Origin of the sequence: Flavisphingomonas formosensis, assembly GCF_009755815.1 — a bacterium.
In the GTDB taxonomy this organism is placed as follows: Bacteria; Pseudomonadota; Alphaproteobacteria; order Sphingomonadales; family Sphingomonadaceae; genus Flavisphingomonas; species Flavisphingomonas formosensis.
In genome coordinates this window covers 1-12,786 of the sequence record NZ_WRPK01000024.1, presented here as the reverse complement: position 1 = coordinate 12,786, position 12,786 = coordinate 1, and the positions used below count along the sequence as shown (strand labels likewise).

Sequence of the window (12,786 nt, the reverse complement as noted above, 5' to 3'; positions counted from 1 at the left end):
AAATCCTGTGAATAGGCTCGCGTCATCCTCTGCCGGCCTCCTGCCCAGCCAGCAGCTTGAATCATATTTCCAACCCTCACGGAATCCCCTCGATTCCGTCCGTTCGCAACCCGCTCTAGGGCAGAGGGAATCAGGCGGGCAGCCTGATGAACCCGCACGTCGCGGGCACATGGGCAAGCAGGCGGCAAAGGTGCGGATGGGAAAACGAGGATTGTTTCACCGAACCGCGTTGGCTGTTCTCTTCGTGCTGAGCGGCTGCGCGCATGCGCCCCGTTTCGAAACTGCGGGCAGCGGGCAGCTGCCCACGGACGTGACGCCCACCTTCGGCTTTGGATCGTTCGCTGCAGGCGAGGATGACGCGCTGCGGGCGCGCATCGCCGACTGCCTGAAACGAAAGGGCCTGGCCACTGCGGACAAGCCCGCCTTTCTGGTCCAGCTCGCCGTTTCGAATACACCGTCGGGAACGAGCGTCCTCTCTGGCGCCGATGCCACGGCGTCCGCACCAGCGAATCTCGTCCGGCGATCCCGGCGGCAATCCCTGGTCGTCACCCTTTCGGAAATCGCCAGCGGCCGCGAGGTCTATCGCCTGCAGGTGGTTCAGCCCTATCGCCGAACCACCGCGCGCCAGCCGTTGCCCGTGCTTGCGGAGGAGGCCTGCGCCATCATCGACGGATCCCGGCTGCCAGCCCAGCATTCCTGAAGTCGCCGCGCGGGAGGCGGCGTCGTGCCGGACGGTCCGCAATTTCAAGACAGCGTCACGACGCGAGCGCCGGCAGCTCGATCGTGAAGCAGCTTCCCCGGCCGACCACGCTTTCGCAACGGATCATGCCCTGATGCCGCGTGACGACGGTATGCACGAACGCCAGCCCCAGCCCGACCCCCTCGATCCGCTGACCCTCCCCCGACGGCGCCCGGCGGAAACGCTCGAACAGATGATCGAGATGATCCGGCGCGATACCGATCCCGTCGTCCCGGATCGTGCAGACGACGAGGCCACCGACGTGCATCAGGCGACACTGAATGCGCTTGCCATCGCCGCTATATTTGATCGCATTGCCGATGAGGTTGACGAAGACGCGCGTCAGGAGGGAGCGCTCGCCCATCACCAGCAGGGGCTCATCGGGTGCCGCCACCTCGACCGCGATGCCGCGCACCGAGGATTGCGGCCAGAGATCGTCGGCCGCATCGATCACCACGTCGCCGAGCGCAAGCTCCTCCATCTCGTAATCGAGCGCCTCGGCACGGGCGAGCTGGACGAAGTCGTCGGCCAGCGCGAGGGTGCGCCGCGCATAACCTTCGATCCGGCGTGCCCCCGCCGCATCGATGCCACCCGCCGCATCGTCGATGATCGCCAGGATCGATGCCTGCGGGGAGCGCATGTCGTGGGTCAGCAGCTGAAGGATATGCTCGCGCTGGCGCTGCAGCGCCTTGGCCTCGCTGATGTCGACGATGCGGACGATCCAGCCGGTCAGCGTACCGTCTTCGGCATGCTGGGGGGCGAAGCGCAGATCGAAGGCGCGGCCGTCTGCGGACACCACCTCGCCACCGGACGTTTCCCCGGCCAGCCCCTCGGCTGGTAGCACCGGCGCCTGATCCGTCCCCGCTCCGTCGCCATAATGCAACCGCGCCAGCAGGCCGGAAAGGCTGCTCCGTTCCTCTTGCGGCACGACGAGCAGATCCTGCAGGCGAACCGCTTCCTCATTGGCCAGCAGCACATGCCCGTCACGATCGCTCACCAGCGTCGCATCGGGAAGCTGGCGCAGCCGATCCAGCGCGAAGCGGCGCACGTCGCGCATCCGGCCGATCGACTGGTGCAGCAGCATCGCCTGGCGCGCGACCAGATCGGTGGCCGCAACCTCGTCCGGCCGGCGGGGCAACAGATCCGGCTCGGCGCGAAACTGCTCCAGCTCGGCCGTCATGTAGCTGCTGACGGCCTCCAGCCGCCGCCATCCCCATAAAGGATAGACCAGCGCGAGCGCGATGATCGCCGCGGATGGGGGGAACCAGAAACCCGCTGCCAGGCCGATCGCGGAGACTCCGGCCATCATCCCCAGCAAAGCGAGCAGCAAGATGATGTTCGCGCGCGGTCGCAGCCGCCGGAACGCGGCGAGCAGCACCCAGAGCGGCACCAGCGAGACGACGGCGAGCAGCAGCGGCGGCACCGGCCGGATCAGCCGGTCGGTGATCATCGCATCGAGCAGATTGGCATGGATCTCGACCCCGGGCATCACGCCCATGTCGCGATTGCCCAACGGCACCGGATATTGATCGCCGAGCCCGTCGGCAGTTGCGCCGACCAGGATCAGCCGCCCGCGCAGCAACTCGGGGGGGACTTCGCCGCGCAGCACGGCGGACGCGGAAACCGTCGGAAATTGGCCGGGCGGCCCCGCATAGGCGAACATCGCCGGATATCGTGCGACGAGCAGGCCCTGCGCCTGCGGCTCCTCTTGCAACGGAACGCCGGTGCCGCGGCCCGTCCTCCGACGGACCAATTCGGCCAGCTGCAGCCATTGGCGCCGGCCATCCCCTTCCGCCAGGAAGATGCGCCGTACCAGCCCGTCGCGATCGAAGCTGAGATTGGCGTGACCGATGCCCGCGGCGGCGCGGCGGACTGGATCGATCGGTTCGATGGCATCGAACGCAGCGCCGTTGCGACCCGGCACGTTGAGCAGCAGCGGAACAAAAACCGATCCGGACGCCGCCATCGCCTGCCCCAACCGATCGTCGGCTGCCGACGGGCCGGGCTCGACGAACAGCACGTCGTAGCCGATCGCCTTCGGCCGTGCCGCGGCGAGCGTTTCGATCAGCCGAGCATGCCGATCGCGCGGCCAGGGCCAGGGGCCGGCCTCACGCAGGCTGCGATTGTCGATGGCGACGATCAATATGTCCGGGATCGGCTCATGCTGGAGCAGCCGCAGCAGGCTGTCGTAGACGAGATTGTCAAGCCGCGCCGCGGTGCGGTCCGCGATCAGGACGAGCAGCAGCGCGGACGACAGGAGGGCGACGAACCACCATTCGGCGCGCAGCCGGCCACTGCCTGCGCGCTGGGGCATCAGCGCGTTGCAATGTGAAAATGATGCAGCGGCATCCAGGCGCCATAGGCCTTACCGTCGGCGAACTGCACCGACATGACTCGCCAATAATAGTCGCCGCCCGGGAGGTTGGTCACGGCAATCTGCGTCGCCGCGAGGCCGGCCTCGTCGATGATCGGCGCGCTGCCGTCAGGCTGGGTCGAAAGCTGGAAGCGATATTGCTTGGCGCCATCGCCCTCGCTGTACCAACGAAACTGGTAGCGTCGCATATGCCGGCTGCGCGATGTCTCCATCGATCCCTCGACGCGGTTGAGCCGCCGTTCGAATCCGTAGATGGCGGGCAGGCCTTCGAGCCCGTTGGCATCGATCGCGGATATGCGGACGAAATAGGTGCCGGCCGGGATCGACGGCAGCGTCGCCGCCGGCGTCGGCGACCGGACTTCGGCGATCCTGTCGAGCAGATCGCCGTCATGTGCCACCTCGACATGATAGCCGGTGGCGTCGGCAGCGAGCTTGATGGCAAAGCTGAGCTCTCGATCGTTCTGGACGCGCCCGGGATTGTCCAGCGCGGGCGCCGGCAGCAGCTTGACGGGCGTAGCTGCTCCGGCAGGCGTCGTCACGGTGCCGAAGCCGGCCGGCACGAGCACGCTCGATCCGGTGGCCGCGGTGCCCACCGCCACCTTGCCTTGCAACACTTCGGCCGTTTCCGCCTGTCGATCGCTGTCATAACCGATCTGAAACTCCGTGCCGCGCACCGCGGCTACCGCCACCGGCGTCACCACATGGAAGCTGCTGTCGTCGGACTTCATCGGCGTCACGGCCGTGCGGACCCGACCGGCCTCGACCTCGAACCGCCGCTCGATCGATCCAGTGAGGATCACCTTGCGCATCCGCCCAATCGTCACCCGGCTCTGCGAAGGGATCGAAACCGTCGATCCGTCCGCGAGCCGCAGCGTCACGAATGCGTTCGCCCCGGTCACTATGCGGCTGGTCTCGGTGGCGAGCATGCCGACCAGCGGCGCACCGCTGCGTCCCCCCGCCTCGATCCGTACCGGCCCGCTAAAGGCTTCGATCCGTGCCGACACAGCTTCTTCGCGCAGCAACGCCCGAGGGATATGCAGCACCTTGCCAGTCGGCAGGCGATAAGGATCGGCGATCCGGTTGATCCGGCCGACCATCATATGGTCCGACTGTCTCTGCAGATAGCGATCTGCCAACGTGTACAGCGTATCGCCCTTGCGAACGACATAATCGACCATCTGTGGCCGAGCCGTATCGCGTGCGATCGCCGGCGCGGCGGAAGCGAGCAACAGCGAGGCAAGGAGGATGCGCGTCATGGGGCCGCCCGCAGCAATTTTTCCAGACGATAGCCATAGGCATAGACCGGCACCAGCTTATAGCCGTTGTCGGGGCGCAGATTGAGCTTCGAACGCACCTTGGAGATATGCGCGTCCAGCGTGCGCGTCGGCAGGTCCGGATTGCGGCCCCACAGGGCCTCGAAAATATAGGCGCGCGACAGCGCCCGATGCTGGTTGCGAAACAGCAGGAGAGCGAGGAGAAATTCCTTCGAGGTCATGGCGATCCGCCGCCCCGCCCATTCGATGCTCTCCTCGCCCGTATCGAAGAGATAATCGTCGAAACGCTCGATGCTGCCGACCCGTGGGCTCGGATAGGCACGGCGCAGCACCGCCTCGATCCGCGCGAGCAGCACCGCGGCCTGGACGGGCTTCAGCACATAATCGTCAGCGCCCATGCGCAGGCCTTCGACGATGTCCTCCTCGGACGTGCGGCTGGTCAATAGCAGTACGGGCGGATGGCCTTCCAGATGCTCGCGCATCCATCTCAACACCGCAATTCCCGAAAGGTCCGGAACGTTCCAGTCCAATAACAACAGGTCGAAGGTTTCGTGATGCAGGACGTTCACGAGGCGGCGGCCGCTGTGGAAGACCTGGCAGACATGGCCTGCCGCGGTGATGATCTTCTCCACATGGCTTGCGAGCGTCGGCTCATCGTCGAGAATGGCAATTCTCATCGAACGGATCTCTAGCCTCTGCCTTACGCACCACAGCCGCGGACGCAGCTCCCGACGGTCGAACCGGGTAGCACGGCTTTGCGCTTTTGGGAAAAGCCTCCGCCGCCGGTTTACATTCCTTTACAGCTTTCCCGGTCGATTCCGCTTACGACATATCCGTCACCGACGCTTGCGGGAGGTGTTGAGAGCAACCGCCGCACGGATGAGATCGGCCAGCGCCGCCTCGTCGACCGGCTCACCCTCGCGAAAGTCGATGGCGCGGCGCACATTGCCGTCGAGGCTGGAGTTGAACAGTCCGGACGGATCGTCGAGCGCCGCGCCCTTGGCGAAAGTCATCTTCACCACGGCCTTGTAGGTTTCGCCGGTGCACAGAATGCCGTCATGCGACCATACCGGCACGCCGCGCCACTTCCATTCCTCGACGACCGCCGGGTCCGTCTGACGGATCACCGCGCGCAATCGGGCGAGCAGCGCCCCCCGCCAGTCGCCCAGCTCGTCGATGCGCTCGTCGATCCGTTCGGAAGGCGACCTTTCCCGTTCGATCCCGCTCATGCCGCGCCTCCCATCCGTTCCGCTCCTGCCGCTTCTTCGCATAGCCGTCGCGCTCTGCCAGACGAGAGGCAGAAGCGCTACTGCCGTCCCGGAAGTCGAGCCATGTCGTCCGAATCTCGGCCCGCCCCTATTTAGGAGGGGTACGGGGCGATATCGCGCTGCACACTCCTCGCGCCAGAGAACATGTGTCAGCTGCCGCGCGGCTTTGTTCGCTTTTGATTTGGCGCCTGGCCCTTCCCTGCCCTCCGATTCCTAACGACCGCTGGAACGAAGGCACGCTTGGGAAGCATTCAAGAGGCCTGCGAACGAAGCCGATGGCGAACGTCTGGCGGGATTTGCGCGCACTGCACGCACATTGTGCGGAATATGAACCTCAACTCGGCGTCTTTTTGCCCTCACGTGAAAAATAGTCATTATGAATCAGATTCTTATGAAATTCGCCGATTGAACATGTTCGGATGGCGCGCTTTGAACTCCAGCCACCTTCGACCTAGGCTGGAGGGAAGAGGCCGCCATACCGGTACAGAATAATGGATGTGGAAGAGCCCCTCGCGACGGCCTGACGAACGGGACCGATGCTCGCGAATCGCAGGGAAGGAAATATAGGTCGAAAAGAGGGGTAGAATATGGCGAAGTTTGCTTTTCTCGCAGGAACAACCGTCCTGTCATTCCTGATGACATCCGCCCACGCGCAGGAGACGCCCCCGGCAGGGTTCAATCAGGCGACGAATACCGACATTGTCGTCACGGCAACACGGCGATCCGAGCATATCAGGAATATCGCCGGATCTATCTCAGCCCTGAGCGGTCAACAGCTTCAGGCGCTGGGCGCTCAGGATTATGCCGATTATCTCGTCCGCCTTCCCGGTGTAGCCTTCAGCAACGGCCCATCCGGCGTATCGACGGCGGTGATCCGCGGCATCGGTACGACGGCAGGTCTCGACCAGGGACAAGGTACGACCGGCTATTTCATCAACGATATTCCACTGACCGAGCCGGGCTATGCGACGAGCATCCCGGATATCGATACGTTCGACGTAAACCGTGTCGAAGTGCTGCGCGGCCCGGCCGGCACGCTGTTCGGATCGGCATCGCTGGGCGGCGCGATCAACTATATCGCCAACACCGCCGATCCTTCCGGCTTCCATGCCTCGGCTCAAGGCATGATCGGCAGCACCCATAATGCAAGCGGCCAGCTGAACTATGCCGGCAAGGTGATGATCAACGTACCGATCGTCGCGAACAAGCTCGCCGCCCGTCTCGTTTATACGCGACGCGCGATGGCCGGCTATCTCGATAATATAGGGATCGGCAAGAGAGGCTCCAACGACCTGCTTGTCCAGGGTTGGCGTGGTTCACTGGTGTTCACGCCGTTCGAGGGCACCAAGATCACTTATATGGGTCTGTATCAGACCAACAAGACGGACGACGTGAACTTCCGTTTCGCTGATCTCGGCAAATATATCCGCGATACCGCTATCCCCGTGCCCTTCCGCTTCACGACCCAGCTCCACAATCTGCGGCTGGATCAGGATCTCGGCTTCGCCACGCTGACGGCGAGCGCCGCCTATGTCCGCAAGACCGATCACCAGTTCGACGATTATACACCTTTCTACGGATCGCTCGCGGGCGGCCTTCCGCAGACCTACAAGGCGATACTCGGATCCAAGACGCAGGATTATGAAATCCGCCTCGCCTCTCCCAAGGGCGACCATTTCGACTGGCTGCTCGGCGCGATGCACGAGCATATCAGCAAAACCTATACCGACTATATATACGGACCGAACGCCGAGGCGCTGATCCAGCAGGGCCAGGTCGACCAGGGTCTGCCTCCCTATGACTCAAGCCTGTTCTTCCCCTATGCCGGGCAGGACGCTTACTATAGCGGGGCATCGAAGACATCGGGCAACGAATCCGCGATTTTCGGCGAAGCCAATCTTCATTTCGCCGACCACTTCACCCTCACCGCCGGGGGCCGCCTCTTCAAGACCAACTCGAAGACGCTGACCGACTATTACGGCATATTCTATGGCGTAGGCGGCTTGCTCGGGCAGCAGTATAAGGTGAAGGACCATGGCTTCGCGCCGAAGATATCGCTGACATATCGCAATGAGGGCCTGTTGCTCTACGTGCTGGCATCGAAGGGCTTCCGCTTCGGTTCGCCGAACACCATCTACCCTCTGGCCGGTTTCAATACGCCTGCGGGCACGACATCGGATTCCCTCTGGAATTATGAGGCCGGCACGAAACTCGATCTGTTCGACAAGAAGGTGCAGATCGATCTCACCGGCTATTATGTCGACTGGAAGAATCTCCAGCTTCGCCTGATCCGTCCGGACAATGTCACCTATGGCGCGAATGCCGGCGGAGCGCATATCTACGGCGCCGAGACGAGTATCTCGGTGCGCCCGACCCAGGCGTTGACGCTCAGCTCGAACATCACCTATCTCGACGCGAAGATCGGCGAATCCGTGCCGACGGCCGGCCTCGTCAAGGGCCAGCGCCTCCCCTCCTCCGCCAAATGGCGGATCAGCAATACTATGACGTACGAGTTCGCCGGGCCGCTCAATCCGACACTGACCCTGCTGCACCGCTATGTGTCGAGTTCGCCGGGCTATATAAATCAACCCTATGTGTTCAAACCCTATAATGTCTTCGATGCCCGTCTCGGTATTCGCAAGGACGCCTATTCGCTGACCGCTTTCGTCGAGAATATCGGCAACAAGGATGCGGTGACCTTCGGTTACGGCAATTATGGTATCGGCCTTACCGAATATATCATCCGGCCGAGGACCTTCGGCCTCCAGTTCGACTGGTCGATGTAGAAGAGATCTCTGCGGTCGCAGTCCCTGCTCGACCGCAGACCGAACCGCTCTTCCAATTCTCACCTTCGCTCAATGGCTGACACGCCGGGCTCTGCATCATTTCAATGACAAGGGATAACCTCGAAAAGGTTTAACCTCCTGCATCACCACATGGGTGATCATTTTCTGCACCCTATATTCAGGGAGGAGCAGGCGTTTGGCGAATTCATGCCATTCCTCGACCGTTGCGACCATGATCCGGACCAGATAGTCGAATGGGCCGTTGACGCGCAGAGCCTCCACCACTTCTGGCGTCCGGCTCAGCAATAGGTCGAACCGATCGAGATCCTCGACCTGATGGGAGGCCATCGCGATTTCCGCCATCATCACCAGCGTCGGCTTCACCCGCCCCACCGCGATCGCGGCATGATAGCCGGTGATGACGCCGGCTTCCTCGAGCTGCTTTACCCGCGACACGCATGCGCTCGACGAGAGGGCAACCCGTTCCGACAGGGCGCGATAGGTGATGGTGCTATCCGCCTGGAGTTCGGCCAGGATCTTCAGATCCAACCTGTCCAGCTTGAGATCCCCGCGAGCCTTCATGATTCTCCTCGGTCAGAATGTCCTGCCGAGAGTGTCATGCTGCGCAACAGGTTGCACGCCTTTCCACCATCAAAGGTGGGAGTCATACCAGTCCAGCACCCGCGTTTGGATATCAAGCTGGTGTGCCGGCTCATAGATCCAATGCGGCTCGCGTGGATAAACCACCATCTCGGCCGGCTTCCCGAGCAGTCTCAGCCCCCGGTAGAAACCGAGCCCGAGTTGCGCCGGTACTCGGCGATCCTCTTCGCCATGCAGCACCAGCACCGGCACCTTCACCCGGTCGATGAAACGAATCGAGGAAGCCGCGTCCATCGCGGCAAGATTTTGCGGCACATCACCATAATAGCCCTGGATGAAATCCGGCGTGTCCGTGGCAAGGCCCATCAGCGCAATGTCCGTGGGCGCTGCGCCAACGACCGCGGTACGAAAGCGATCGCTGTGGGTCACCGCCCACGCCGACATGAAGCCGCCATAGCTCCAGCCGCCGATCCCGATCCGCGCCGGGTCCGTATATTTCCTCGCAATCAACATATCGAGGCCGTCAAGATCATCTTGAAAGTCTCCGCCACCCCAATCGCCCTTCACGGCGCGCGCGAAATCATCGCCCTGCCCGTCCGATCCGCGCGGATTGGGAAGGAGCACCACATAGCCATGGGTGGCGAGCAACTGGCCCCAGTCCGCCCAACTGCCCAGCCAGCCGGACCACCAATAGCCTTCAGGGCCACCATGCCCTTCGAGCACCGTCTTGGTTGGCGTGCCCGCCACATAGCCAGGCGGCGTCACCAACGTGCCGAAGATCCTGCGGCCATCCTTGCTGCTCGTCCAGCTTATCTCCTCGACCTTGGCGAGACGCCACGTCTTGACCTGCGGATTTGTATCGGTGAGCACACGCGCGGTGCCGCCGGCCCGACCCAGCGTCCAGATGTCCGCAGGCCTCGTCGGTGTATTTCCGGCCAGTGCGATCACGCCGTTCCCCGCCTGGCTGAAGTCGACGATTTCGCCGTCGAAGGATAGCAAGGTCGTGAAGCGACCATTATCAGGGTCGATCCGGCTCAGGCGGAACTTCGTTCCCACCAGCGATTTCGCAATGAGAGACCGGCCATCCGATGCCCATTTGAGTGCATCGATCGTGCCGGCATAGTCCTCACCGAGCTTGTGCGCGGCGCCCGCCGCCACGTCGACGACCCAGCCGCGCACGCCGATCGTTTGCTCGCGCAAGGCGGTGAACGCGATACGCTTGCCGTCAGGCGACCAGTCGGCATCGCCGCTGGCCCCGTGGAACAGGAGCTTGCCGGGCGCGCCGGAGGACACGTCGAGCAGCATGATATCGCTATGATAGAAATAATCGTTGAGACCCGTCGTCGGCGCGACGCGCAATGCAAGCTTGCTGCCGTCCGGGCTGTATCGAAGGCCATTGATCGTTCGTCCCTCGACCATGATGCGCCGCACGACGTGAGCGTCGAGATTAAGGATCCACAGTCGTGCAAGCCCCCTGGGCTCGTCGATCTGTTTCTGATCGCGCTTGGCCGCGCTGTCGGCCTTGGCGGTGACGCTTTCCGCGTCCGCTGCCAGAAAGGCAATCGCATGACCGTCCGGCGCCCAGTCGAAATCGCTGATGTCGTTCGGCATGGCGGTGAGCGGAAACGCCTCACCGCCATCGACGGGCATCAGCCAGAGCTGGCGGGAGGGCTGTGCCGGCGTTTCTTCGTCCGCAGGAGCGGGCGGTATGGCCAGCCCTCCCGGCTTGGGGCTTTCCGACGCTGGACGAAAGGCGAAGCCCGTGACACCCGCCGTGATCGGATTGGGACGATTGGAGAGAAAAGCGACGGAGCGGCCGTCCGGCGACCAACGCGGCCGGTCATCCAGGCCGGTACTGACCGTGAAGCGGCGCGGCGGCGACTTTCCATCCGTATCGACGATCCAGATCGTCGAGCGGGTCGGACGTTGCGTGGAAATGGTCGGATAAGTGACATAGAGGATGTGTTTTCCATCCGGCGAAATTTGCGCATCATGCGCATAGGTTAGCGACATGATGTCGGCCGGCATGATCGGGCCGCCCGCACTCGCCGCCACCGCCGGCGGTTCGGCCTCTTGCGCCTGAATTGGACAGATCACTGCGTTCACGGCGAGAAGCGCCAGCATCGTCCCGTTTCTCACCACATCCCCCTGGTCGTCACCTGCCTGGTTCTTGGTCAGAGCTTAAGCGGAAAATATGCGGAAGACTGGCGCAATTGCCGGCATCCAGCCGCACAATCATCCTCCAACGCCGCCGATAGCCGCACGTTTTGCGGGGCTATTCTGTCGGTACTTTCAGCCCAAAGACCCTGCTCTGGCCCGGTGCGCGTGAAGCGGCACGAACAATCGACCGTTATCCGGCATCTGTCCGAACGTTCGGCGGAAATGATGCCGCAATGGCGGACAATCTCTGCTCGTGATGGAACAAATCTTTTATATCCAACCAGTTATATACTGATTCGGCTTTTGGACAAAGGGATGCTGGCTAGTCTAATCGGATAGGGATGAGCGCACCCGCATGATCATCCGCCATTCGCCGGCCGCGCCCCGCCACGATCCGCAGGGATTTTTCCGCTACGGCCGGATTGTCGAGCATCCCGAGTCGGTCGAGCGCTATCATATTCTGCTTGCGGCTGCGGCGAACGCCGGCGAGGTTCGCGAGGCGGTGGATCATGGGCTGGCGCCCATCGCTGCCGTTCACGACCCAAACTACCTGGAATTGCTACGCACCGGCTTCGCGCGTGCGCCAGATAAGGTCGAGGAAGTCGTTCCCACCCAGTTTGCGCCTTGGACACCTCACCGTCGGCCGGAGGGATTGGCAGGGCAGCTCGGTTATCACATGACTGACACGTCGACCCCTTTGCGCGCGGGCACATGGGACGCGGTCTACGGCGCCGCCCAGGCGGCGATCAGCGCCGCCGACGACATATTCATCCACAGCGTCGCTTATGCGCTCTGCCGCCCGCCCGGTCACCACGCGTCGGCAGCGCACGCCGGAGGCTTCTGTTATCTCAATAACGCCGCGATTGCCGCCGAGCGTCTGCGGGCCAGTATGCCGCGCGTCGCGATCCTGGACATCGACGTCCACCATGGCAATGGAACCCAGGCAATCTTCTATGATCGCAACGACATCCTGTTCGTTTCCGTTCATGCCGAGACCGCCAGCTATTTTCCTTATTTCACCGGCTATGCTGACGAAATCGGTGTGGGAGCGGGGGAGGGATTTACCCAAAATCTGCCGCTTCCGCTCGGCTCCGGTGACGATGCCTATTGTTCCGCCCTGGCCATCGGGATCGAACGTATTCTGGCTTTCGCTCCGGATGCGCTGGTAGTGTCGCTCGGCTTCGACGCGGCTGCGGAGGATCCGATCGGTGCTTTCACCGTCTCCGAGCGCGGCTTCGTACGCGCGGCGGAGATTATCGCGAATGCGGCAATGCCGACGGTGTTGATCCAAGAGGGTGGCTATCCGTCAAAGGCGCTAGGCCAGCGTCTGCTTCGTTTCCTGCAGCACTTCGATGCCATGCGCCCTGACGCCTGATAGGCGGTCAAGCTGCGTAAACGCGGCGGGAAAGAGGAGCCAGAAGGTTTGCAGTCCCTGCCGAGGACGTCTTTTTTCCCGAGGTTGCTGGTCGTGTCCCCGGTGATGGTGTAGCTCGACGGTAGCGAAGCTAACCGGTCGCGCGCTCATCGCAGGCGCTGTAGCGGCCGGTCAGCTTCGCGGGTGGTCATCGGTGATCTTCGGATAGGT

At 62.9% G+C, this 12,786-nt stretch carries 9 protein-coding genes; 3 read left to right on the top strand and 6 right to left on the bottom strand.

All coding sequences use genetic code 11. The features are described 5' to 3' along the window. The first annotated feature begins 169 nt into the window (after positions 1-169). On the top strand, positions 170-700 hold the full coding sequence (locus GQY20_RS31695; protein WP_157221178.1) for a hypothetical protein: 531 nt from the start codon (positions 170-172) through the stop codon (positions 698-700). Positions 701-755: 55 nt separating this feature from the next. Here GQY20_RS31695 and GQY20_RS31690 read toward each other — a convergent pair whose 3' ends face one another. The 4 genes from GQY20_RS31690 to GQY20_RS31675 all read right to left on the bottom strand — a co-directional run bounded on the left by GQY20_RS31690 (position 756) and on the right by GQY20_RS31675 (position 5,616). Next, positions 756-3,053 (bottom strand): CHASE2 domain-containing protein, encoded by a 2,298-nt coding sequence (locus GQY20_RS31690; RefSeq protein ID WP_157221177.1) that lies wholly within the window; start codon positions 3,051-3,053, stop codon positions 756-758. After that, positions 3,053-4,369: a FecR domain-containing protein gene (locus GQY20_RS31685; RefSeq protein WP_157221176.1), complete on the bottom strand. Its 1,317-nt coding sequence runs from the start codon at positions 4,367-4,369 to the stop codon at positions 3,053-3,055. Before GQY20_RS31685 ends, GQY20_RS31690 begins: the two co-directional genes overlap by 1 nt. Continuing rightward, positions 4,366-5,064 (bottom strand): response regulator transcription factor, encoded by a 699-nt coding sequence (locus GQY20_RS31680; RefSeq protein WP_157221175.1) that lies wholly within the window; start codon positions 5,062-5,064, stop codon positions 4,366-4,368. Before GQY20_RS31680 ends, GQY20_RS31685 begins: the two co-directional genes overlap by 4 nt. 159 nt (positions 5,065-5,223) lie before the next feature. Then, positions 5,224-5,616 (bottom strand): DUF1801 domain-containing protein, encoded by a 393-nt coding sequence (locus tag GQY20_RS31675; RefSeq protein WP_198351343.1) that lies wholly within the window; start codon positions 5,614-5,616, stop codon positions 5,224-5,226. A 626-nt stretch (positions 5,617-6,242) separates the two neighbouring features. Between GQY20_RS31675 and GQY20_RS31670 the strand changes: the two genes are divergently transcribed. Further along, positions 6,243-8,441: a TonB-dependent receptor gene (locus tag GQY20_RS31670; protein ID WP_157221173.1), complete on the top strand. Its 2,199-nt coding sequence runs from the start codon at positions 6,243-6,245 to the stop codon at positions 8,439-8,441. A 96-nt stretch (positions 8,442-8,537) separates the two neighbouring features. Here the strand turns inward: GQY20_RS31670 and GQY20_RS31665 are convergent, their stop codons facing one another. Both GQY20_RS31665 and GQY20_RS31660 read right to left on the bottom strand, forming a co-directional pair. Beyond that, positions 8,538-8,990 carry an Lrp/AsnC family transcriptional regulator gene (locus tag GQY20_RS31665; RefSeq protein ID WP_198351342.1) on the bottom strand — a complete coding sequence of 151 codons (453 nt, stop codon included), beginning with the start codon at positions 8,988-8,990 and terminating at the stop codon, positions 8,538-8,540. A gap of 102 nt (positions 8,991-9,092) precedes the next feature. Further along, a complete protein-coding gene (locus GQY20_RS31660; RefSeq protein ID WP_157221171.1) occupies positions 9,093-11,180 on the bottom strand; it encodes a S9 family peptidase in 2,088 nt (695 codons plus the stop codon). 376 nt (positions 11,181-11,556) lie between these two features. Here GQY20_RS31660 and GQY20_RS31655 point away from each other — a divergent pair, with 376 nt between their 5' ends. Next, complete coding sequence (locus GQY20_RS31655) at positions 11,557-12,576, top strand: histone deacetylase family protein (protein ID WP_157221170.1); 1,020 nt, start codon at positions 11,557-11,559, stop codon at positions 12,574-12,576. Positions 12,577-12,786: the final 210 nt, after the last annotated feature.